General features: G+C 61.2%; 21 protein-coding genes. 16 read left to right on the top strand and 5 right to left on the bottom strand.

The features are described 5' to 3' along the window. The first annotated feature begins 14 nt into the window (after positions 1-14). From LU684_RS12260 to LU684_RS12220, 9 genes are all read left to right on the top strand, one after another. On the top strand, positions 15-461 hold the full coding sequence (locus tag LU684_RS12260) for a BRO-N domain-containing protein (protein WP_232894683.1): 447 nt from the start codon (positions 15-17) through the stop codon (positions 459-461). A 70-nt stretch (positions 462-531) separates the two neighbouring features. Beyond that, on the top strand, positions 532-1,041 hold the full coding sequence (locus LU684_RS12255) for an HNH endonuclease (protein WP_174713058.1): 510 nt from the start codon (positions 532-534) through the stop codon (positions 1,039-1,041). A 490-nt stretch (positions 1,042-1,531) separates the two neighbouring features. Then, positions 1,532-1,822 carry a hypothetical protein gene (locus LU684_RS12250; RefSeq protein WP_174713056.1) on the top strand — a complete coding sequence of 97 codons (291 nt, stop codon included), beginning with the start codon at positions 1,532-1,534 and terminating at the stop codon, positions 1,820-1,822. A 200-nt stretch (positions 1,823-2,022) separates the two neighbouring features. After that, entirely contained in the window at positions 2,023-2,424 is a 402-nt protein-coding gene (locus LU684_RS12245) for a hypothetical protein (RefSeq protein ID WP_034112190.1), read from the top strand. 50 nt (positions 2,425-2,474) lie between these two features. Next, entirely contained in the window at positions 2,475-3,482 is a 1,008-nt protein-coding gene (locus tag LU684_RS12240; protein ID WP_182369116.1) for a hypothetical protein, read from the top strand. A gap of 249 nt (positions 3,483-3,731) precedes the next feature. Then, the gene (locus LU684_RS12235) at positions 3,732-4,262 is read left to right on the top strand and encodes a hypothetical protein (RefSeq protein ID WP_061304825.1); all 531 of its coding nucleotides are present in this window, start codon (positions 3,732-3,734) and stop codon (positions 4,260-4,262) included. 659 nt (positions 4,263-4,921) lie between these two features. Further along, positions 4,922-5,398 carry a YchJ family protein gene (locus LU684_RS12230; RefSeq protein WP_016488750.1) on the top strand — a complete coding sequence of 159 codons (477 nt, stop codon included), beginning with the start codon at positions 4,922-4,924 and terminating at the stop codon, positions 5,396-5,398. A gap of 2 nt (positions 5,399-5,400) precedes the next feature. After that, the gene (locus tag LU684_RS12225) at positions 5,401-5,886 is read left to right on the top strand and encodes an LEA type 2 family protein (protein ID WP_031312595.1); all 486 of its coding nucleotides are present in this window, start codon (positions 5,401-5,403) and stop codon (positions 5,884-5,886) included. Between the two features lie 7 nt (positions 5,887-5,893). Beyond that, positions 5,894-6,097, top strand: coding sequence for an SEC-C metal-binding domain-containing protein (locus LU684_RS12220; protein WP_016488752.1), 204 nt, complete (start codon positions 5,894-5,896; stop codon positions 6,095-6,097). 24 nt (positions 6,098-6,121) lie between these two features. Here the strand turns inward: LU684_RS12220 and LU684_RS12215 are convergent, their stop codons facing one another. The 4 genes from LU684_RS12215 to LU684_RS12200 are packed head-to-tail and all read right to left on the bottom strand — an operon-like array spanning position 6,122 to position 9,727. Next, positions 6,122-7,024 (bottom strand): pyridoxal-phosphate dependent enzyme, encoded by a 903-nt coding sequence (locus LU684_RS12215; protein ID WP_016488753.1) that lies wholly within the window; start codon positions 7,022-7,024, stop codon positions 6,122-6,124. Continuing rightward, entirely contained in the window at positions 7,021-8,232 is a 1,212-nt protein-coding gene (locus LU684_RS12210; RefSeq protein WP_016488754.1) for an MFS transporter, read from the bottom strand. The genes LU684_RS12215 and LU684_RS12210 overlap by 4 nt, the downstream gene beginning before the upstream one ends. Continuing rightward, positions 8,229-9,017 carry an alanyl-tRNA editing protein gene (locus LU684_RS12205; RefSeq protein ID WP_016488755.1) on the bottom strand — a complete coding sequence of 263 codons (789 nt, stop codon included), beginning with the start codon at positions 9,015-9,017 and terminating at the stop codon, positions 8,229-8,231. The genes LU684_RS12210 and LU684_RS12205 overlap by 4 nt, the downstream gene beginning before the upstream one ends. After that, positions 9,014-9,727 (bottom strand): serine O-acetyltransferase, encoded by a 714-nt coding sequence (locus tag LU684_RS12200; RefSeq protein WP_232894682.1) that lies wholly within the window; start codon positions 9,725-9,727, stop codon positions 9,014-9,016. The genes LU684_RS12205 and LU684_RS12200 overlap by 4 nt, the downstream gene beginning before the upstream one ends. 172 nt (positions 9,728-9,899) lie before the next feature. On the opposite strand from LU684_RS12200, the gene LU684_RS12195 reads away from it, so the two are divergent. The 7 genes from LU684_RS12195 (at position 9,900) to pdeM (ending at position 20,990) form a co-directional block, all read left to right on the top strand. Beyond that, positions 9,900-11,240, top strand: a complete 1,341-nt coding sequence (locus tag LU684_RS12195) for an aminotransferase-like domain-containing protein (RefSeq protein ID WP_016488757.1) — start codon at positions 9,900-9,902, stop codon at positions 11,238-11,240. Between the two features lie 103 nt (positions 11,241-11,343). Then, a complete protein-coding gene (locus LU684_RS12190) occupies positions 11,344-13,785 on the top strand; it encodes a penicillin acylase family protein (protein ID WP_232894681.1) in 2,442 nt (813 codons plus the stop codon). 107 nt (positions 13,786-13,892) lie between these two features. After that, the gene (locus tag LU684_RS12185; RefSeq protein ID WP_016488759.1) at positions 13,893-14,909 is read left to right on the top strand and encodes a ligase-associated DNA damage response exonuclease; all 1,017 of its coding nucleotides are present in this window, start codon (positions 13,893-13,895) and stop codon (positions 14,907-14,909) included. Further along, a complete protein-coding gene (locus LU684_RS12180) occupies positions 14,906-16,564 on the top strand; it encodes an ATP-dependent DNA ligase (RefSeq protein WP_191086905.1) in 1,659 nt (552 codons plus the stop codon). Before LU684_RS12185 ends, LU684_RS12180 begins: the two co-directional genes overlap by 4 nt. Positions 16,565-16,698: 134 nt before the next feature. Further along, a complete protein-coding gene (locus LU684_RS12175; RefSeq protein ID WP_024717445.1) occupies positions 16,699-17,814 on the top strand; it encodes a succinylglutamate desuccinylase/aspartoacylase family protein in 1,116 nt (371 codons plus the stop codon). Positions 17,815-17,880: 66 nt separating this feature from the next. Next, the gene (locus LU684_RS12170; RefSeq protein WP_232894680.1) at positions 17,881-20,343 is read left to right on the top strand and encodes a ligase-associated DNA damage response DEXH box helicase; all 2,463 of its coding nucleotides are present in this window, start codon (positions 17,881-17,883) and stop codon (positions 20,341-20,343) included. Next, positions 20,340-20,990, top strand: coding sequence for a ligase-associated DNA damage response endonuclease PdeM (gene pdeM, locus LU684_RS12165; RefSeq protein ID WP_095115968.1), 651 nt, complete (start codon positions 20,340-20,342; stop codon positions 20,988-20,990). The genes LU684_RS12170 and pdeM overlap by 4 nt, the downstream gene beginning before the upstream one ends. 6 nt (positions 20,991-20,996) lie before the next feature. Here the strand turns inward: pdeM and LU684_RS12160 are convergent, their stop codons facing one another. Continuing rightward, complete coding sequence (locus LU684_RS12160; protein ID WP_016488764.1) at positions 20,997-21,224, bottom strand: hypothetical protein; 228 nt, start codon at positions 21,222-21,224, stop codon at positions 20,997-20,999. Positions 21,225-21,269: the final 45 nt, after the last annotated feature.

Raw genomic sequence — 21,269 nt, 5'->3', positions numbered from 1 at the left:
AGAAACGCAACTTCATGGGCATCGAGCTGGATGTCCTCGTGGGTCACCCTGAGCATGACTTGCTGTTCGTGGCGACTCAGGTAGCCCGAGCGGCTGGCTTGAAACACCCAGCTGAGTCAATCAGCAACGCAAGGCAGGGGTTTGGGGCGGGGCACCAACTCTCGACACTGATCCAAGAAAACTGCATCAGTCTCCCAACAGACATTCACGGTCGCCGCCTTCGCTCCAATACGGTGATCTTCACTGAGTCTGAGCTGTACGCAATGCTGCTCCGTGGTCACGCTCCCCAGTCTGAGCCGTTCCGCAAGTGGGTCACCGAGGAAGTCCTCCCGAGCATCCGCAAGACCGGTCGCTATGACGCCTCCGAGTCCACCGACCCAATCGCTGCGGGCATCATGGACGAACTGAAGCTGCTCCGTGGTGAACTGGTGGAACTGAAGGGCACAATATGTAGTATCTGATTGGTGAGGCCGAACACCACATATAGACCCTCACTATGGCACACCCACACAGCCATAGGAGGTCAACACCATGTCCAGCTACACCGCGATGCCATCCCTCGAATCCCTTCAAGAAATCTACAAGATCGACCCGGCGAGTCCCTCGGGTCTCTCCCGCATCAAGGCCACCCGTGGTCGAAACGGTCGAGTCGGCCCAGTCGTGAGCATGGGCAGCGACGGCTACTATCGAATGAAGTTTGACGGCCAGTTCTACCGGACCCATCGAGTCATCTTCTTTATGCACACCGGCATCGACCCTGCCGAGCTTGTTGTCGATCACATTGACGGCAACAAGTTGAATAACAAGGTTGAGAACCTGCGCACCTGTACCCAGCAGGAGAACCTTTGGAACTCCAAGTGCCGTAAGAAAGCCGATGGACTTCCCAAGGGTATCTTCCAGCAGGGAAGTCAATTCGGCGTCAGGCTTTCTATTGGAGACGACAAGCCCGGCGTGGTCTGGTTTGCAAATGTCCGAGCGGCTACCAGATATGTAGATCAGATTCGCAAGCGCTACCACGGCGAATATGCACGCAACGCTTAATTCGCTCAGTCTTTCTCCAGCGTGTCAATAGGGAGGACAAATACCCTCACTATGGCAGTAGGCAGAGAACAGCAAGAAAAAATCTCTCGCCACCTACCGGTTCCTCGAGGACCGATCAGCGACGACCAAGCGACAAGAGACCAGCCACCATTGCGGTGATGCGAGCCAGCGCCAACAGTCCCCGATAAGCAGACCCCAGCGTCTGGCTCCAGTAGGAAGGAGCACAGCTTGATATTGTCGATCCATGAAGCGATGCCCACAAAGGACACCGTTGGAGAGACCGTGCATGGAATTGGGGCCGCCATGCATCGCTCAAGTTGTACGGGGGCCTTTTACTTAAAGATTACTCTTTGAGTAACTCTATTATTATTATCTTTAAATCAATCTAACAATAAGAACTTAAAGATAATCTAATAGATTCCTCTGAGTTAGGGATTGGTCTTGCGACCATAACATCCCTGTTCGATCAGTCACCTCAAAGGAGGTCCATATGAAATTCCACTTTGTACTTGACGGCATCCCACAAGGACGCCAAGAGACCCTGTTGTCTATTGAGGCAGCTATGCCCACTGGTCGCCATCGCCTCGCTGTCTTCAATCTCAAGAACATCGGTCTACGGACCAGTAAAGGATATGAGAGCTGCCTTGAGTATGTGTCGGGCAAGCTGGGAGCGTTCCTCATGGGTCCCCTTGAAGAAACCCTAACGGCTACCGGTCTCGACCTGCTCCGTTTCTACCATGTCATTTGTGGCGTGCCTGTGGTCCTCACAGCCCGTCATTGACCGTCGCCACGGTCCTCTCAAAGATGCCCTTCAGGCTTGCCATGTCCTGAATCAGCGTCATCAACACCAATACCACTTGAAACCCAGAACCTTTTGATCGTCCTTGAAGATGCCCGCGAAGGCTTTCTCCTTGGCCGTCTGGTCGTGCGCGTCTATGGCGCAAGGACGAATCAAAGGGTCCCCAATAGGAGAACCCAACCATGAAAATCACCATCACCAAAGTCCTGAAGAACGAAGTCACCGTGTCGGGCCAGACCCTTAACCGTGAGTACGTCGAGAACATCATGTTGCCCATGCTGGTCGCCCAATGCGGGACCGTTAAGGGCCAGCAATTCGAGATCGTTAAGGCGTTCGATGAGGCCGGTCTGTCACTCCAAGCGATTCCTGTAGTTGCCCGAGAGTACCGCCAAGACCAGCACCAGAAGGCCCAAGAGAAGGCTCAGAGAGAGGCTGAGGCCCGTTGGCATCAAGAGCGCTGCCGTGAGTACACACCTCGTGAGATCGCCCAAGCGAAGGCCGATAAGGAAGCCCGAGCCGCTGCCATTCGTGAGCATGGTGCCCGTATCCGTGCCGCCTCCCGTGCCAATAGCGCTGGCTGGTAACAGCACCTCGACACACAACCACTTCATTCATCTATTCAGGAGAAACAACCATGACTAAGCCATTCCAGTACACCAAACCTTCGACCTACACTACCGCCATCACCGATGAGCACACTGGGTCGATTCGATTCAACACTGCTGATGTTCGCCCAGAGACCCAAGCGGCCACCGATGTGTCCGTCTATGTGGAGGCCCTTGTGGAGGCCGCTGAGGACTATTTGAACGGCGATGAGTGGCGAGAGGCTGCCATGGAGGCCACCCCTTGTGAGTTCCGTCCGGCTGGCTCTGAGGCCACTGGGCAACAGATCATCACCATGGCCGACCGCTCCGTCACCTTCGACCCGCGCAAGAACTGGGACAACCAGACCATCGACAAGGGTGAAGTCCTGGCCGGTTCTGTGATCTTCACTGAGGCCACCGACACGGCATTGGTCATCAGCCACCGTGCCACCATCCTCGACCACAATCTGATGGCAGGCTTCACCGTCCAGTCCATGGAGCAAACCGCTGACAAGATGCTCCGTGACATCGAGCACAGCGCAGCCGGTAAGGTCGCTGCCATCTTGGCGACTGCCCCAAGCACTGAGAGCTTCACCGAGGGCAAGCCTACGGGCAAGCCTGTCGAGATCGCTGAGGACCTCATCGACATCCTGACGACCCACGTTAACCAGACTGTGGGCACCTCGTTGAGTGACTTCGTGATCCTGCTCCCAGTGTCGCTGGTGGCTGTCCTTGAGCGTGCTGCTCAGCGTGCTGGTCTGGGTTCTATCGAGGAACTCATTGGCGCAGGCGTACAGCCGTACACCGGGACTGACCATGGCATCTTCATGTTGCCCAAGCTGTTCACCTCGCTGAGCTACCGTGAGCGCCAAGACGGCAGCGTGTGGCGCATCGAAGCGACCCGCAATCCGAACGCCCAAGGCTGGGACCTTGAGATCATGGCTGTGGTGGACATCATCGCCAATGGCATGGTCAAGGTGAAACTGACTACCGATGGTCTCCAGACCGTCCAAGTGCCGTTCCCGCTGGTCACCAATGTGAAGCTGACCGCCGAGTGATCCAGTAAGTAGCCCCGTAAGGCCGGACCTAAAGAGGGACCGGCAGGGGCACCGCTTCAACGAGCTGAAATCTCAGCCCGTCTTTGTGCATCCAGAAAATGGACGCGCAAACCAATACTGCCCGTCGCTGGGCACACCTAAACGAAAGTCTTCCTGTTTGTTCCTTCATGCCACCGGCAGAACCCTTGGTCGGGTCTTTCGGCTGCCCGTGGGAGCGAACTTGAGGGAGCAAACAAGAGGAAAAGACCAATGAGCATCGACATCAAACACAAGCATTCCGGTCACGTCATCATCATCGAAGGCCACGCCTTCAAGGCAAACGACCGGGGCCAATGGGACCTGACAGACATCTGGCGAACCCTGAAGCTGCCAAAGGGCAAGCAACCGGGCCAATGGAACAACTTGAAGGAAGGCCAATACATGAGGGAAATGGGTTTTTCCCATTCCGCTAAGGCTGGTGCAGTTACAGTGACCCACGCCAACAAACGAGCAGCTCTTGCCTATGCGGGCTGGGTCTCTCGTGAGTTCGAGACGATGGTCTATGACGCCTTCGAGGCGATCCTTGAGATGCCGGAGGTAGCTGCACTGGTGGCCGACAAGATGGCCTCACTGGGCAATGACCATGGTGCAAACATCCTCAAGCGCATGACCTTCAACGACAAGTGCGATTGGAAAGCAATGAAGGCTCCCCACAAGAATACTCAAAGGGGCCTAAAGGCTGCCGTCAGAAAAGGCCATTTGACACTTCAGCGAGCTGGCGAGCTTGGACTTAGAATCTAAGCAGGAATAAATACTTTCGTAACCAGAAGCTAAGGGTCTATGCTTGTGGAATAACTCGAATCTCAAGGACCTACGATGAGTGTCACGCTATGTTACACCTACAAGGGCAAGCGAGTCGTCACTAAGGTTCCTGTTGAGTCTCTGACCCCACATGCAGCGCTATGCTATGCATTACTTCAATCAGGTGCTTCTGATGACCAATCTCAAAAGAGCTGGCCGCATTCCTATGAGCGCCTCCTTGAAGTAGCTCAACATCACGAACTCACAGACGTTCGTTTTCACAAGTCATTTTAATCTCTATAGGAGAACCCCATGGACCACCTACAGGCCCTCTACTGGGTCTGTCTGGCCGTTCAACTGGGGTTCTGGTTGTGGACTCACAGGCCCCCTTGAGAATCTGACAGAAAAATCTGAAAGGTCACCATTACAAGACTTCCCGCGCAGGTTCCCCCATAGGCCCTCGCGTGGGTGCCCGTGGGCGCGTTAAGGACCCCAGTTAACTCGCCCTTGCGGTCTCGCTGCCTGTCACCAACACTGTCACCAGCTTTGTCACCAAACTCCTTGAGGTCCTCTATGAAGCCCGCTACGCTTGACCTGCCACCATGCCCCACTCAGTTCTGGGCCAATCCTGAAAACTTCGGCAAGTACTGGTGGTGATGATGAGTGTCTCGGTCTGCCCTTGCGGCAGTGGCAACCTGCTCGACGCCTGTTGCGGGCATTACCATGCCGGCACCCCGGCACCCGATGCCCAGGCGCTGATGCGCTCACGCTACAGTGCCTACGTGCTGGGCCTGGTCGACTACCTGGTCGCCACCACCCTGCCGGCCCAGCAAGCCGACCTGGACAAAGCCGCCATGGCTGCCTGGAGCGCCCAGAGCACCTGGCTGGGGCTGGAGGTGGAAGGCGCCGAAGTGCTGGGCGGCCAGCCGGAGCACGGGTTTGTCACCTTCACCGCACGCTGGCACGACCAGGATGGCGATCACCAGCACCGTGAACGTTCGGCGTTCGTCCAGCATGCCGGGCGCTGGTACTTCATCGACCCTACGGTCGGGCTGAAGGCCGGGCGTAACGACCCTTGCCCTTGCGCCAGCGGGCAGAAGTTCAAGAAATGCTGCGCCAGTTACGTGGGGAGCTGACCATGATGACCCGCGCCCGTCTGCTAATGCCCTGCACCCTGATGGCATGCCTGGCGTTGCTGGCGGGCTGCGCCAGTTGGGGGGGTGACGACTGGCGCGAACCCGAAGTGCACCTGATCGAGGTCGAAACGGTCAAGGCCAGGTTGCTGGAGCAAGAGTTCGTGCTGCACGTGCGGGTCGACAACCCCAATGACAGCCGCCTGTTCATCCGCAACCTGTCGTATGCAATACGCCTCAACGACCTGCTGCTGGTACAGGATGAAGCCAGCGTATGGCGCAGCGTGGGCGGGCACGCCCGACGCACCTTCAAGATTACCGCGCGAACCAACTTGTGGCAGCACCTCAAGCCACTGGCCAAGCTGCTCAGAAGCAAGCAGCCGCTGCATTACACCCTGCAGGGCGAGCTGGCGACCGGGCTGCTCATCCATCGGGACCTGCACTTATCGCGCAGTGGTGAGATAATCCCCGGCGATCACATCCCGGAGTAACCCTGCAATGTCCCAACAACCTCACGTTCATGGCGCTAACTGCAACCACGACCATGATCATGACCACCACCACGATCATGGCCATGTACACGGCCCGCACTGCAACCACGGCCACCAGGAGCCGGTACGCAACGCCCTGAAGGACGTTGGCCGTAACGACCCTTGCCCGTGCGGTAGCGAGAAAAAGTTCAAGAAGTGCCACGGCGCCTGATCGACTGGCTCGATTAAAAACCTGCTACGCGGCCTTTCGCCGGGTCGCCCCCAGCAAGTCCTGGTACCAGAGCCCCGCGTCATAGGCGATGGTGACCAGGGTGGTCGCGGCATACCGCGGGTGCTGTGCCATGCGCTGGGCAACAGCGAGGCAGGCTGCGGCGGTATTCCCCACGAAAATGCCACTTTGCATGTAGAACCAGCGCTGTGCGGCCAGCATTTCGGCGTGCTGCACCTGAGCCCGTTCGTCCACCAGCGACCAGTCCATGAAGGGTGGGCAAACACCCACCGCCATGCCTTCAAAGCGATGGTCGGTGAACACGCCCGCCCTTGAATCACAACCGCTGGGGTCGACCAACACCGTCGAAACGTCAAAACCGTGGTCCTTCAGCCCCAGGGTAATACCTGTAAAACTTGCACCAGTGCCGGCGCAGCCGACAAACAGGATTTCCCGCCCAGCCCCGACGTTGGTCAATTGCACGGCCAGTTCGCTGGCCGTCTGGTAACGATGGGCTTCAATGCCCACCGGGTTGTTGAATTGATCGGTATAGAAATAGGACTTGCCCAGCGCGACCTGGTTATCCAGGTGATGCATCACGACATCCTTGGGCGTGGCACCGGCCACCAGCATTTCCTTGCCGATCAGCCTGGCACCAAAACACTCCAGCAAGTCCCGTTTGGTCTGGCTGAAGCCAAGCCCTACCGCCAGCTCCACGGCAACCTGGTATTTGTGGCAGGCCGCCAGCAAGCCGAAACCGAAACTGCCACCGGTTTTTTCGATGACCGTCGTCACACCTGGGATGATGTCGCCATTGCGCAAGGCATGTTCCACGATGAGCCGGGCTGCCCGGTACTTGTGGCTACCGCCTGGGTTGTTCATTTCCAGTTTGGTGTAGATGCGTTCGCTGACGCTGATGAGTTCGCTCATTTGCGGCTACCTTCCATGGAAGTGTGCAGGCAGGCCTTGTTCTGCAGCAGGCCAGCAGTGGCGAAAAGCAAACCGATGCAAAGGGCCATGCAGATGGCGTTGGTGCCATCCCAGCCAACCGTGCTCAGCAACAGTGAAGGGCTGAAGGCACCGACGGTTGCCAATATGGCAATGGCCAAGTCGTTCTTGCCCTGCATCTGCATCGCTGCCGGGCTGTTCTGCAGCGCCTGGGCCAGCAATGCACCGCCGCCCACATAGGTCAGGTTCCAGCCCAGCCCGAGGGCAATCAGCGCCAGGGTCATCATGGCGTAGCTGTGGGACCAGATATTCAGGGCCGAGCATCCGATCAACAGGGCCAACCCGGCACAGATGGTGGTCTTGATGCCCAGCTTCTGGATGATTGCGCCGGTGAAAAACGACGGTGCAAACATGGCTACCACATGCCACTGGATTGCCAGGCGCACGTCAGAGAAGTCCTCATGCATGTGTTTCATGTGCATCGATGCCTGAATCATGAGCAGGTTCATGATCCCGTAGCTCAGTGCCGCCACCGCCATGGCAACTTTCACGGCCGGGCTGAACGGTTCGGCGCGGGGAGTGGCCGATTTTTCCGCGTGCTGACGAGCCTTGGCGGTGCCGGCATCGTTGGGCAGGCAAACGGCAATCATCAGCGAAATCACCGCCAGGCCAACAAACGAGGCATAACACAGCGAAAACAGCGGGTACCCGCCAACGTCCCTGAGCCATTCGGTCAGTGTCGGCCCCACCACTGCGGCAATCACGCCCCCCGCCACAACCAGTGAAAGGGCTTTGGGCTTGAGGCTCTGGGCCAGATTGTCAGTGGCCGCGAAGCGGTTGAAGTTGGCAAAGGCGATATACACGCCCAACGCCGAATGGCTCAACACCAGCAGCTGGAACTGCTGGTACTCCACAGCCAGATAACCGCTGATACCAGAAGCCGCCAAAGGGATCGCCCCCAGCATGAAGGCCTTCTTGCGACCGATACGGCTCATCAACCTGGAGACGGGGTAGGTCGCCAGCATCAGGCACAGGAACTGGAACCCGTAGGGCACGGTGGACCACGCAGCAGCGGGTGCCAAGGCCGCACCGACAATGGCGGCCATGGTCACGGACATGACGGCGGTCGTCAGGTTGATCGACTGTGCGCTGAAGTACAGGTAGGTCCGCCGCGGGAGTGTGCTGTTCATAGTGCAGGCTCGTGATAGGTGGACAGATCGATTTCGGCATCCGGGAACACACAGATCAGCCGCTCTTTGCCCTTGCCCAGGCGTTTGCGCCGCACGGATAGGCGCCCGATGCGACCAGGCGACTCAAGGTGTGTGCCGCCACACGGGATTTCGATGCCGTTGTAGGTCCACAACCGCGCGTCTTCCAGGCCCTGCACCGCGTAGTGCTCGATGGGCGCATTGCAGGCGATCAGCTCATTTGCACGCCGCTCTATCTCAACCACGTCTTCGGCAGTGAAGGCGTCCTCAACCAGAAAATCGAACCGCGCAGAGTCTTCCTTGATGTGGCAGCCGATGGTCCACTGTTTCAATTCTTCTCGCAGGCTGATCGCCGCGGCATACAGGAAGTGACTGGCACTGTGAGACAGCGTCAACCGTTCGCGCCGTTCAGTATCGATAGTGACGCGGGCCGGCATGCCAACGGTGACTTCGTCCAGCAGATGCAAGTCATCAGGGTGCAGGCTGTGAATAATGATGCCGCCCAGTTTTCCGCCCTTGAAACCTTCCAGGCGAATAGGGCTGCCATAGAGTTTTTTTACCCAGACAAAGCGCACGGTACCGATCGGTAGTTCAATGGTGCCGACGTCTGCCTCCTGGCCACCACCTTCTGGATAGGCCACGGTACTTTGCAACTCGATACCGTCACTGTGCACCCGCGTTACTTGCGTACTTGCGCCCGCCAGATACTGGTCTTTGTAATACAGCTTCTCAGTATTGCGTAACACTTCATAGTTCAGAGCGTTCATGATTCCAGTACCACCTGCAATGATGTTTTAACCTGCACCCGGGCAGCCGCAGGTACGTCTTTTGTAACAATGCAGCCAGGCCCTATAAAGGCGCCGTCACCCACATGGATAGCGCCGAGTACACTGGCGAAAGCGCCGATCTGGACCCGGTTGCCGAGGGTTGGATGGCGAGGGCTCGAAGGGTTGTCGCTGATGCCGCGAGCGCCCAGCGTGACGCCGCCCAGCACGTAGCAATCGTCACCAATGGTCGAGGTTTCACCAATGACGGTGCCCATGCCGTGATCGATGATGAAACGCGCACCGATACAGCTGCGGAAATGGATTTCCGCACCCGAGAGCATTTTCCCGCGCCTGGAGATCATCGCGGCCAGGCATTGGCCACCAGCGCCGTAGGTAGAAGCAGTATTGTTATATATCCAATGGGCAAGCCGATAATGCAGAACTGCAGAATAAGAGGTATAGGTCCTTGCAATGAACACCAGGTCACGGCCAGCAGCCGGGTCTTTCTGGGCAAAGGCCTGTAAATCGGCATGCGCCTGTTCTGAAACACTTTCAATCACTGATGTTTGAACAAGTGCCTCGAACTCATCGATTGAGCAGCACTCCAATAACGCCGAGGTCACAAGGTTTTTCACAACTTTGAATGAGGCCAGTTCGTCAGGCACAGGAAGCCTGGCAATGACGGCTGATTGCATGTCCATAATCTGCATGGGCTTGATATCCAGTTATCTGGTCTGCACAGACGTTAAAAGTGCCGCCGTTGCTGGCAGCCGAAAGTTCCGACAAGGGGATAGTGGCATGTACTGGCCATTAGCAAACGAACAGTCGACAAGCATTTCCGTTAACTGTTAGGCTTTTTTTTCTAACGGTTTCGGACCTGCCATGAACCCCTGCAGCCTTCATCACCTGTTAAAACAACGCCTGGATGCAGGCGAATGGTTGCCCGGGCAACGCATGCCCTCCATTCGCAAGCTGACAGCAGCGGTCGACTTCAGTTACCACGACGTGGTATCGGCCTATGCCCAGCTGGTCAGCGAAGGTGTATTGACGGCCTCGCCCGGCCGCGGTTACTTCGTCGCAAACCGCACCCGGCAAACCAGCGTGATCCACGAGCCCGAGTGCATGGCCGGAGACCCGCTGTTCCGTCTGCTGCAAGGCGGCCAGCACTACACCAAACTGGGCAGCGGTTGGTTGCCCCCCGCATGGCGGGACACCGAACTGCTGGCCAAGGCGATCCGGCGCACGGCGCGGCTGGAGCAAAGTTCGCTGGCAGAATATGGCGATATCCAGGGTTACCTGCCCATGCGCAAACAGCTGTGTGTGCACATGAAACGGCTGACCCGTGTCGAAGCCCGCCCCAACCAGTTGCTGACGACGCTAGGCGCTACCCAAGGCCTGGACCTGGTCGCCCGCTTGCTGATCAAGCCAGGCGACCACGTTTTCGTCGATGAGCCGGGCAACGGCAACCTGATCAAGCTGATCCAGCTGGCGGGCGGGCACGTTGTCGGCATTCGGCGGACCCAGGACGGGCCGGACGTGGAGGAAATGAGAAGCCACCTGGCCAGGCACAAGGTCAAGGCGTTTTTCTGCAACAGCACCTTCCACAACCCCACCGGCAGCAACATCAGCCCGCACAACGCCTTCAGCGTGCTGCGCCTGGCAGTGGAGCACGAGTTCTACGTGGTCGAGGATGATGTATATGGCGACTTCAGCCCTGCCGTGCGCCAGACATTCGCCGAACTGGACAACCTTGACCGGGTCATCTACATCGGCAGTTTTTCCAAATGCCTGTCCGCCTCGTTACGCGTGGGCTTCATCGCCTGCTCGCAAGACCTGATAGAACCCCTCACCCGCCTGAAACTGCTGACCTGCGTAGCCGTGCCTGCGTTTTGCGAGCGATTCGTCAACACCATATTGTCGGATGGCACCTATGCCCGGCATATGAAGGATGTGCAGCAGCGCCTGATACGGCAACAAGTTCAGACCCAACGCTTGTTGCTTGAGCGCGGTTGGCAGTTCGAGATCGCGCCGCAAGGGGGCATGTTCCTCTGGGTCTATCACCCGGACCTGCCAGACCTGCAACCTCTGGTACGCAAACTGGAGCAGAACAAGATCCTGCTGATGCCCGGCTCTGCGTTCGCGGTCACCCGTGACTACCGGCGCTATGCGCGCATCAACTGCACGCATTTTTCCGACACGCTGGCAGACCACTTCAACGTTTGAGCCTGCGCAGGTAAATAAACCGACATGGGACCTTGCATGGCGCCTGCGCGCTTACTACCTTAGCGCCTTTCGAAACCCGCCTCGCCTTGCAGGAGCCCTTGTCATGGCCGCCCCCGCCTTTCCTCCCTTACGCCTGCGGTTTGCAACCGCCGCAACGCTGCTCGGTATGCTCGGGCTGGCCGGCTGCCAGACGGGCGGCCACCAGGACAGCGTGCCACCGACCAGCGGCGTGCAGCCACTCAAGGGCCTGGCGCAAAACGTCTCGGTGCGCCGCAACGCGATGGGCGCGCCGCTGATCGAAAGCAGCAGCTTCCATGATGCGCTGTTCAGTCTGGGCTATGTGCACGCCGGCGACCGCATCGAACAGATGGTTGCCATGCGCCTGCTCGCCCAGGGTCGCCTGGCCGAACTGGCCGGCAGCGACGCGCTGGACATCGACCGCCTGATGCGCGCTGCCAACCTCAAGCAGAGCGCCGCCCAGCAATACGCCGACGCATCGCCACGGCTCAAGCGCTTCTTCGAAGTGTATGCACGCGGGGTCAACGCCTACCTGTTCCGCTACCGCGACAAGTTGCCGGCCGGTCTGGCCAACAGTGGCTATCGTCCCGAATACTGGAAGCCTGAGGACTCGGCGCTGATCTTCTGCCTGTACGCGTTCAGCCAGTCGGTGAACCTGCAGGAAGAACTGAGCGCCCTGACCCTGGCAGAGAAGGCCGGCAGTGACAAACTGGCCTGGCTGCTGCCCGGCGCCCCGGATGAGCCACTGGCTCAAGGCGAAGTGGACAAGCTCAAGGGCCTGAACCTGGCCAGCCAGCTGCCGGGCCTTCACGCACTGGCGGCCGCCAGCCAGAAACTGGCCGACCTTGGCCTGCTCGGCAGCCCGGGCTCGGCCAACCTGGCGCTGGGGCCGCAGCGCAGCCGCAGTGGCAAGAGCCTGCTGGCCAGCGACAGCCGTGCCGCCTGGGCCCTGAGCCCGGTGCAAATCCACACTGGCAAGTACCAGGTCGCCGGCCTGTCGTTACCCGGCCTGCCAATCGTGCTGGCCGGCTACAACGGCAAGCTGGCCTGGAGCAGCAGCGCCGTGATGGCCGACAACCAGGACTTGTACCTGGAGCAACTGCGACGTCAGGGCAACCAGCTGAGTTACCTGGCCGATGGCAAATGGCTGCCGGCCCGCGCCCGTAGCGAAACCTTCTTTGTCCGTGGCCAGCGCCCGCTGCGCGAGGTGATGTACGACACTCGCCATGGCACCCTGCTGGCCCAACCCGACAACGCCCGCCTGGGCCTGGCGCTGAACCTGCCGCAGTTCAAGGGCGACCGCAGCCTGGATGCGCTGTTTGACCTGACCCGGGCCAAGAACGTGGAGCGCGCCTTCGACAGTACCCGTGAAGTGACTGCTGCTGCCCTCAATTTCGTCTTCGCCGAACCTGAACACATCGGCTGGCAGGTCAGCGGCCGCTACCCCAATCGCCGTGAAGGCCAGGGCCTGCTGCCCTCGCCCGGCTGGGACGGGCGCTATGACTGGGACGGCTATGCCGACCCGATGCTGCACCCCTACGACCAGGACCCACCTGCCGGCTGGATCGGCCACGCCAACCAGCGCAGCCTGCCGCGAGGCTATGGCATGCAGCTGTCCAGCACCTGGTATTACCCGGAACGCGCTGAGCGCCTGGCCCAGCTGGCCGGCAATGGCCGCCACGACAGCCGCAGCCTGATGGCAATGCAGAACGACCAGGTGACCCTGCTGGCCGGCAAGCTCAAGCAGATGTTCGATGCCCCCGGCATGGCCCAGCCACTGAAGCAGGCGATCGATGCGCTGCCCGCCGCCCAGCGCGACAAGGCCAAAGATGCGCTGGCCCGGCTCAAGGCGTTCGACGGCCGTCTGAGCACGGTGTCGGCTGATGCAGCGCTGTATGAGCTGTTCCTTCAGGAAGTGGCACGACAGACGTTCCTCGACGACCTTGGCCCGGAGTCCGGCCCGGCCTGGCAGGCCTTCGTCAACAATGCACGGTTGTCCTTCTCGGCGCAGGCCGATCACTTGCTCGGTCGCGATGACAGCCCGTTCTGGGATGACCGCAGCACCCCGCAGAAAGAAGACAAGCCCACCATCCTCGCCCGCAGCCTGGCTGGCGCGGTGGATGCCGGCACCGCACAACTGGGCGCAGACCGCCGCGCCTGGCAGTGGGGCAAGCTGCACCAATACCGCTGGCCGGCACCGGCCTATCATGGTTTGGGCGATGCCACCAGCCGTTCGCCGCTGGCGGCAGGCGGCGACCTCACTACCCTGGCACTCACGCCGTACGCCTGGGGCAGCGACTTCGACACCCGCCTGCCGGCCTCGGCGCGGATGATCGTCGACTTCGGCCAGGCCGAACCTTTGCAGGTGCTGACCAGCAGCGGGCAGTCGGGCAACCCGGCCAGCGCACATTACAGTGACGGGCTGGATGCGTGGTTCAAAGGGCGCTTCATGAACCTGCCGCTACAGCCGCAGAATTTTGGCAGGGCATATGGCAACCCGCGGCTCACGTTGGTGCCCGGCAAATAAACGCCATCGCCTTTTTCGGGGCTGCTTGGCAGCCCCAACCATTCTCGGTCGAACTTCCTCTCTCCAGCATGGCTCCTAACTGGTAACTCCAAACCGGCGCCCATGCCATGGACCTCGTCATCGCCCGCCCCGAAGGCCTCTACTGCCCGCCCGGTGATTTCTACATAGACCCTTGGCGGCCCGTGGACCGCGCCGTGATCACCCATGGCCACGGTGACCATGCACGCACCGGCAATGGCCATTATCTGACCGCCAGCCCCGGCGCCGGCATCCTGCGTAGCCGCCTGGGCCAAGACATCAACTTGCAGACCCTGCCTTACGGCGAGCGCCTGGTACACCATGGCGTGACCCTGAGCCTGCACCCGGCCGGCCATGTGCTGGGCTCGGCGCAGGTGCGCCTGGAGCATCAGGGCCAAGTCTGGGTCGCCTCAGGTGACTATAAGGTTGAGCCCGATGCCACCTGTACACCCTTCGAACCGGTGCCGTGCCACACCTTCATCACCGAATCCACTTTTGGCCTGCCAATCTACCGCTGGCCCAGCCAGGCCGACATCTTCGCCGGCATCAATGCCTGGTGGCGGGCCAACAGCGAACAGGGCAAGGCCAGCGTGCTGTTTTGCTATGCCTTCGGCAAGGCCCAGCGGATTCTGCATGGGCTGGACCCCAGCCTCGGCCCGATCCTCGTTCATGGCGCCGTCGAACCCCTCAACCGGGTATACCGGGACGCCGGCGTACACCTGCCAGAAACGCGCTATGCCGGCGATATACCGCGCAACGACCCTTTGCTGCGCCAGGCGCTGGTCCTGGCGCCCCCCTCGGCCAGCGGCAGCAGCTGGATGCGCCGCTTCGGCGACTACAGCGATGCGTTCGCCAGTGGCTGGATGCTGCTGCGCGGCACCCGCCGGCGCCGCGGCGTAGACCGGGGCTTCGTGCTCTCGGACCATGCCGACTGGCCCGGCCTGCTGTGGGCCATCGGCCAGACGGGCGCCGAACGGGTGATGGTCACCCACGGCTCGGTCAACGTGCTGGTGCGCTACCTCAACGAGCAAGGCCTTGATGCCCGCGCCTTCGCCACCGAATACGGCGACGAGGACGACGTTATCACTACCGAACCCACACTATGAAAGCCTTCGCCACGTTGTACCTGCGCCTGGATGCGACCACTTCCAGCAACGCCAAGCTAGAGGCGCTGCGCGAGTATTTCGCCAGTGCTCCCGCCGCAGATGCGGCCTGGGCCGTGTACTTTCTGGCCGGCGGACGCCCACGCCAGCTGGTGCCCACTCGCCTGTTGCGCGAACAGGCAATGGCCAGGGCCGGGTTACCGGACTGGCTCTTCGAAGAAAGTTATCAGGCAGTGGGTGACCTGGCCGAAACCATTTCGCTGTTGTTGCCCATCCACGCCGAGGGCAGCGATGAAGGCCTTGCCACCTGGGTGGAGCAGTACTTGCTGCCCCTGCGCGGGCTACCACCAGAGCAGGCTCAACAGCGCCTGCAGCCGCTGTGGGCGCAGCTGGACCGCCCCAGCCTGATGCTGTGCCTGAAACTGATCACTGGCAGTTTTCGCGTAGGCGTGTCCAAGCTGCTGGTCACCCGTGCCCTGGCGCAACTGGCCGGGCTGGACGCCAAACGCGTCGCCCAGCGGATGGTCGGCTACACCGATATCAGCCACCGCCCCACGCCCGCCAGCTATGAAAAGCTGATTGCCGCCGAGTCGGCCGATGAACACAGCCAGCGCGGCGGCCTGCCCTACCCGTTCTTCCTGGCGCACCCGCTGCAAGCGCCAACCGAACAGTTCGACGCACTGCTCGGGCCACCAAGCGCCTGGCAAATCGAGTGGAAATGGGACGGTATCCGCGCCCAAGTGGTCAAACGAGAAGGCCAGCTGTGGGTCTGGTCGCGTGGTGAGGAGCTGGTCACTGATCGCTTCCCCGAGCTGCACAGCCTGGCGCAGACGTTACCCGACGGCGTCGTGCTGGATGGTGAAATCCTGGTATGGAAGCCAGGCGATACCCCCGCTGAACTGGCGGTACAGCCCTTTGCTTTGCTACAGCAGCGCATCGGCCGCAAGACGCTGGGCAAGAAATTGCTGAGCGATGCACCGGTGGTACTGCAAGCCTACGACCTGCTGGAGTGGCAAGGCGAGGACTGGCGCAACCGGACGCAGCACGAACGCCGCCGGCAGCTGGAACAGTTGGTACAAGACCACCCACTGGCCCCGGTGCTGCTTTCGCCCCTGCTCGAAGGCCCCGACTGGGCTGACCTCGCCCGCCAGCGCGAGCAATCACGCAGCCTGGGTGTCGAGGGCCTGATGCTCAAGCAGCGTGAAGCCCTGTACGGCGTGGGGCGCACCAAGGACATGGGCACCTGGTGGAAGTGGAAGATCGACCCGTTCAGCGTCGATGCCGTGCTGATCTACGCCCAGCGCGGCCACGGTCGGCGGGCCAGCCTGTACAGCGACTATACCTTTGCCGTGTGGGATGCACCGGCCGGCACACCGGGCCGCGCACTGGTGCCCTTTGCCAAGGCCTACTCCGGCCTCAGTGACGAAGAAATGCGCAAGGTTGACGCCATTATTCGCAAGACCACGGTGGAAACCTTCGGCCCGGTGCGCAGCGTGACGCCGACGCTGGTGTTCGAACTGGGCTTTGAAGGCATCGCTTTATCGAAGCGTCACAAAAGCGGCATCGCTGTGCGCTTTCCACGCATGCTGCGTTGGCGGCTGGACAAGCCGGTGGAAGAGGCGGATGACTTGGCAACCTTGCAGGCATTGCTGGCCTGAGGCAATTCTGGCCCGCGAAGAAGCCAGCGCGATCAACGGAGCGAAAGCGATGCAGGCGCAAGGCCAAAAATTATGCTTCTATCTTTGAGCCGACCCGTGTCGCAGACCGTATTCGCCACGCATCCAGGACCGCCATGCACCATTCAACCCACGACCTGCTCTCACCCGTTCCGGGCATCACCCGCCAACTGCACAGCTTTCACTTCGGCCCCCGTGGTGGCGGCAAGGTCTATATCCAGGCCTCGCTGCACGCCGACGAGCTGCCAGGCATGCTGGTGGCCTGGCACCTCAAACACCGCTTGATGGCACTTGAACAACAGGGCCGCCTGCAGCGTGAAATCGTCCTGGTACCGGTGGCCAACCCGGTCGGCCTGGAACAAGTGCTGCTGGATGCGCCACTGGGGCGCTTCGAACTGCAAAGCGGCGAAAACTTCAACCGCAACTTCGTCGACCTGTCGGACACCATTGGCGACCAGATCGAAACACACCTGACTCAGGACCCGGTGCATAACGTTGCGCTGATTCGCGAATACCTGCGCCGAGGGCTGGAGGCACATCCGGCCCGCACGCCCCTGCAGGCGCAGCGCCTGATCCTGCAGCGCCTGGCCTGCGACGCCGACATGGTGCTGGACCTGCATTGCGATTTCGAGGCGGTCGAGCACCTGTACACCACGCCCGACGCCTGGCAGCAGATCGAGCCGCTGGCCCGCTACCTGGGCGCCCAGGCCAGCCTGCTGGCCACCGACTCGGGCGGGCAGTCGTTCGACGAATGCTTCAGCCTGGTCTGGTGGCAGTTGCAGCAACGCTTCGGCAAGCGCTTCCCTATCCCGCTGGGCTGCTGCTCGGTGACTGTCGAACTGCGTGGTCAGGCCGATGTCAGCCATGACCTGGCCAGCCAGGATTGCCAGGCGATAATCGACTTCCTGACCCACGCGGGTGTTATCGAGGGCACCAGCCCCGCCTTGCCGGCCTTGCTCAACCCCGCCACTGCGCTGGCTGCTGTCGAGCCGGTGTCGACGCCACTGGGCGGTTTGCTGGTGTATCACGCCAAACCAGGGCAGCACCTGGAAGCCGGTCAGTTGATCGCAGAAATCATCGACCCGCTCAGCGACCGGGTGACCGCCGTACGCAACAGCCAGCCAGGCCTGTTGTACGCCCGCAGCGTGCGGCGCATGGCAACCGCGGGCATGGTCATCGCCCATGTGGCCGGCGAGCAGGTATGCCGCAGCGGCTATCTGCTGGGCAACTGATTCGGTAAAACCATTGCCACTGGCGGCTGGTCTGTAGAAGCACAACCTTGGACGGACCACTGCCTCATGCCCACCGCCACTGACCTTGCCAATGCCTGGTTCGCCAAACGCGGCTGGAAGCCGTTCGCTTTCCAGCGACGTGTCTGGGCAGCCGTGGAACGTGGCGAGTCTGGCCTGTTACATGCCAGTACCGGCGCAGGCAAGACCTACGCGGTATGGCTCGCCGCGCTACGTGCGTTCAAGGCCCTGCCACAGGGCCGCCAACCTGTACCTCTGCAGGTGGTATGGGTGACACCCATGCGAGCCCTGGCCGCCGACACTGCCCGTGCCTTGCAAGCGCCCGTTGATGAGCTCGAGCTGCCCTGGAGCATAGGGGTGCGCAGCGGCGACACTGGCAGCGCCGAACGCGCCCGGCAAGCACGGCGCCTGCCCAGTGTACTGGTGACCACCCCCGAAAGCCTCACCTTGCTATTGACCCGGGCACAGGCCCGCGAAGACTTCGCCACGCTGCGCCTGGTGGTGGTGGATGAATGGCACGAACTGCTGGGCAACAAGCGCGGGGTACAACTGCAACTGGCCCTCGCCCGCCTGCGCCGGTGGCACCCCGGGCTGCCCACCTGGGGTCTCTCTGCCACGCTGGGCAACCTGCAACACGCGTTGGAGGTACTCCTGCCACAAGGTGGCCTGCTGGTGCAGGGCCGCCAGGACAAGGCGCTGCAGGTTGATACCCTGCTGCCGGCGGCGATTGACCGCTTCCCCTGGGCCGGGCACATGGGCCTCAAGATGCTCGAGCAGGTCAGCCATGAGATCGACGCCAGTGCCAGTTGCCTGGTATTTACCAACACCCGTGCCCAGGCCGAACTGTGGTACCAGGCCCTGCTTGACGCCCGCCCCGATTGGGCCGGGCTGATTGCCCTGCACCATGCCTCGCTCGCCCGGGACACCCGTGACTGGGTCGAGCGCAGCCTCAAGCAGGGCAGCCTGAAGGCAGTGGTCTGTACGTCCAGCCTGGACCTTGGCGTGGACTTTTTACCGGTGGAGCGTGTGCTGCAGATCGGCTCGGCCAAGGGTATTGCCCGCCTGATGCAGCGGGCCGGTCGCTCCGGTCATGCACCGGGGCGTCGCTCTCGAATAACCCTGGTGCCTACTCACAGCCTGGAGCTGGTGGAAGCAGCAGCAGCCCGCCAGGCACTGGCAGCCGGGCACATTGAAGCGCGCTTCTCGCCACGCCTGTGCATGGACGTCCTGGTGCAGCACCTGGTCAGCATGGCCCTGGGCAGTGGTTTTCGCGCAGCACAATTGCTGTCCGAAGTGCGCAGCACCTGGGCGTTCGCCGAGTTGCGCGACAACCAGTGGCAATGGGCATTGGACTTCGTCTGCCACGGCGGAGGCTCACTCAGCGCCTACCCTGATTACCAGCGTGTTGAACGCCAGGAGGACGGCACCTATCGCGTGGCCAGTGAACGCCTGGCGCGCCGTCACCGCATGGGCATCGGCACCATTGTCAGTGATGCCCACCTGCAGTTGAAATACTGGAGCAAGGGCGGCGGGGGCAAAACGCTGGGCAGTGTCGAAGAAGCGTTCATCGCCCGCCTGCGCCCGGGCGATACGCTGGTATTTGGCGGGCGAGTGCTGGAACTGGTACGGGTGGAAAACATGACGGCCTATGTGCGTCGCAGTACTGCGCGCAAGGCTGCGGTGGCGCGCTGGAATGGCGGGCGCATGCCGCTCTCCAGCGAACTGGCCGACGCGCTGGTTGAACAACTCGATGCCGCAGCCCATGAGCGCTTCGAGGGCCCGGAGATGCGCGCGGTGCGCCCGCTGCTGGCGCTACAGGCTCAATGGTCGGCGTTGCCCACGACAGGCACGCTGCTGGCCGAGACGTTCAGATCCCGCCAGGGTTGGCACCTGTTCCTTTACCCGTTTGCCGGGCGCATGGCCAATCTGGGCCTGGCCAACCTGATTGCGTGGCGGGTCAGCCGCGTGCAGCCGCTGTCGGTATCGATTGCCGTCAACGATTATGGGTTCGAGCTGCTCAGCCCTGGCACCGTGGACTGGGCAGCGTACTTGCCGCAGGCGCTTGCTACCGAACACCTGCTGGAGGATGTATTGGCTAGCCTGAATGCGGGAGAAATGGCGTTGCGGCGTTTTCGTGAGATCGCCCAGATCGCCGGGCTGGTTTTTGGCGGGTACCCGGCAGCACAGAAAAGTACCCGGCAGATCCAGGCATCCAGTGGGCTGTTCTACGAGGTTTTCCGCAAGCATGACGCTGACAACCTGCTACTGGGCCAGGCGCGGGACGAGGTGCTGAGAGAGGAGCTGGAAATTGACCGGCTGCATCAGCAATTGCTGAAAATGGGCAGCCTGCGCTTGGACCTGCGTATGTTGAAGCGGCCGGGACCGTTGGCATTTGCGTTGCTCGTGGAAGGCATGCGCGAGACGCTGAGCACCGAAAAACTGGCGGACCGTATTGCGCGAATGGTGGCTGAGCTGGAAAGCGCTGCGTCAATGGGCCCGACTGAACCATGAATCATCAGCCCATCACCCACTGTGGCCAAACGCTCTGGCTGCTCCCCGACAAAGCCATCTACTGGCCTGCCCGCCGCGCTCTGCTGGTAGCAGACGTGCACATCGGCAAGGCCGCCAGTTACCGCGCCCTCCATCAGCCGGTACCACGCGGCACCACACAGGCCACACTCGCGCGGCTTGATAGCCTGCTGGTGGCTTATGACTGTGAGCTGCTGATCATTCTGGGCGATTTTCTGCATGCCCGAACGGCACGCGCCCCGGCGACACTGGCCAAGGTGCATGATTGGCGGGAACGGCATGCAAATCTGCAAATAGTCCTGATACGCGGCAACCATGATCGCAACGCAGGCGATCCCCCCGCTTCGCTGCGCATTGAAGTGCAAGATGAACCTTGGCTACTGGAACCGTTCGCGCTACAGCACGAACCTCAACCACACCCCACCCATCCGGTGCTGGCAGGCCATGTTCACCCGGTCTTCGTCCTGCGCGGCAAGGCTCGCCAACGACTGCGCCTGCCTTGCTTCCTGATCGATGCCCGCGTGAGCCTGCTGCCGGCATTTGGTGAATTCACCGGTGGCTGGGAAATTACGCCAGCCGACGCCAGCAAGATCTACCTGTCTGGCGCGGGGCGCGTCTGGCCGGTGTAAATGCGCTCAGGCGACAGGCGCCGGAGGCGGCTCGTCAGGCAAGGTGGGTTCGCCTGGCTCCGTAAGAGGTGTATCGCCTGGCTGCGGGGGCTGTGGCGTATCGGGACCAGGCTGGTGCGGCACGCCCCCCGCCTGCATCGGCAGCGGGTGCGCCAGCAGTGACCAGGGCAACAACCCGACGTGGTTGGGCTGCAGGCCTGCCAGCTTGGCACTGATTGCGGGATGGAGTTTCATTGGCTGCTCCTGACGTAAGCCGATACGCATCATGCGCATCGGCAT

Origin of the sequence: Pseudomonas sp. NMI542_15 (assembly GCF_021283425.1) — a bacterium.
Classification (GTDB): Bacteria; Pseudomonadota; Gammaproteobacteria; order Pseudomonadales; family Pseudomonadaceae; genus Aquipseudomonas; species Aquipseudomonas fortuita.
This window is presented reverse-complemented; position numbering and strand designations above follow the sequence as displayed.

Coding starts and splice junctions, on each gene's coding strand:
- LU684_RS12260 (WP_232894683.1), top strand. CDS start 15: ATGGGCATCGAGCTGGATGTCCTCGTGGGTCACCCTGAGCATGACTTG.
- LU684_RS12190 (WP_232894681.1), top strand. CDS start 11,344: ATGGCCGCCCCCGCCTTTCCTCCCTTACGCCTGCGGTTTGCAACCGCC.
- LU684_RS12180 (WP_191086905.1), top strand. CDS start 14,906: ATGAAAGCCTTCGCCACGTTGTACCTGCGCCTGGATGCGACCACTTCC.
- LU684_RS12175 (WP_024717445.1), top strand. CDS start 16,699: ATGCACCATTCAACCCACGACCTGCTCTCACCCGTTCCGGGCATCACC.
- LU684_RS12220 (WP_016488752.1), top strand. CDS start 5,894: ATGTCCCAACAACCTCACGTTCATGGCGCTAACTGCAACCACGACCAT.
- LU684_RS12210 (WP_016488754.1), bottom strand. CDS start 8,232: ATGAACAGCACACTCCCGCGGCGGACCTACCTGTACTTCAGCGCACAG.
- LU684_RS12235 (WP_061304825.1), top strand. CDS start 3,732: ATGAGCATCGACATCAAACACAAGCATTCCGGTCACGTCATCATCATC.
- LU684_RS12170 (WP_232894680.1), top strand. CDS start 17,881: ATGCCCACCGCCACTGACCTTGCCAATGCCTGGTTCGCCAAACGCGGC.
- LU684_RS12225 (WP_031312595.1), top strand. CDS start 5,401: ATGATGACCCGCGCCCGTCTGCTAATGCCCTGCACCCTGATGGCATGC.
- pdeM (WP_095115968.1), top strand. CDS start 20,340: ATGAATCATCAGCCCATCACCCACTGTGGCCAAACGCTCTGGCTGCTC.
- LU684_RS12200 (WP_232894682.1), bottom strand. CDS start 9,727: ATGCAGATTATGGACATGCAATCAGCCGTCATTGCCAGGCTTCCTGTG.
- LU684_RS12255 (WP_174713058.1), top strand. CDS start 532: ATGTCCAGCTACACCGCGATGCCATCCCTCGAATCCCTTCAAGAAATC.
- LU684_RS12240 (WP_182369116.1), top strand. CDS start 2,475: ATGACTAAGCCATTCCAGTACACCAAACCTTCGACCTACACTACCGCC.
- LU684_RS12230 (WP_016488750.1), top strand. CDS start 4,922: ATGAGTGTCTCGGTCTGCCCTTGCGGCAGTGGCAACCTGCTCGACGCC.
- LU684_RS12160 (WP_016488764.1), bottom strand. CDS start 21,224: ATGAAACTCCATCCCGCAATCAGTGCCAAGCTGGCAGGCCTGCAGCCC.
- LU684_RS12215 (WP_016488753.1), bottom strand. CDS start 7,024: ATGAGCGAACTCATCAGCGTCAGCGAACGCATCTACACCAAACTGGAA.
- LU684_RS12185 (WP_016488759.1), top strand. CDS start 13,893: ATGGACCTCGTCATCGCCCGCCCCGAAGGCCTCTACTGCCCGCCCGGT.
- LU684_RS12195 (WP_016488757.1), top strand. CDS start 9,900: ATGAACCCCTGCAGCCTTCATCACCTGTTAAAACAACGCCTGGATGCA.
- LU684_RS12205 (WP_016488755.1), bottom strand. CDS start 9,017: ATGAACGCTCTGAACTATGAAGTGTTACGCAATACTGAGAAGCTGTAT.
- LU684_RS12250 (WP_174713056.1), top strand. CDS start 1,532: ATGAAATTCCACTTTGTACTTGACGGCATCCCACAAGGACGCCAAGAG.
- LU684_RS12245 (WP_034112190.1), top strand. CDS start 2,023: ATGAAAATCACCATCACCAAAGTCCTGAAGAACGAAGTCACCGTGTCG.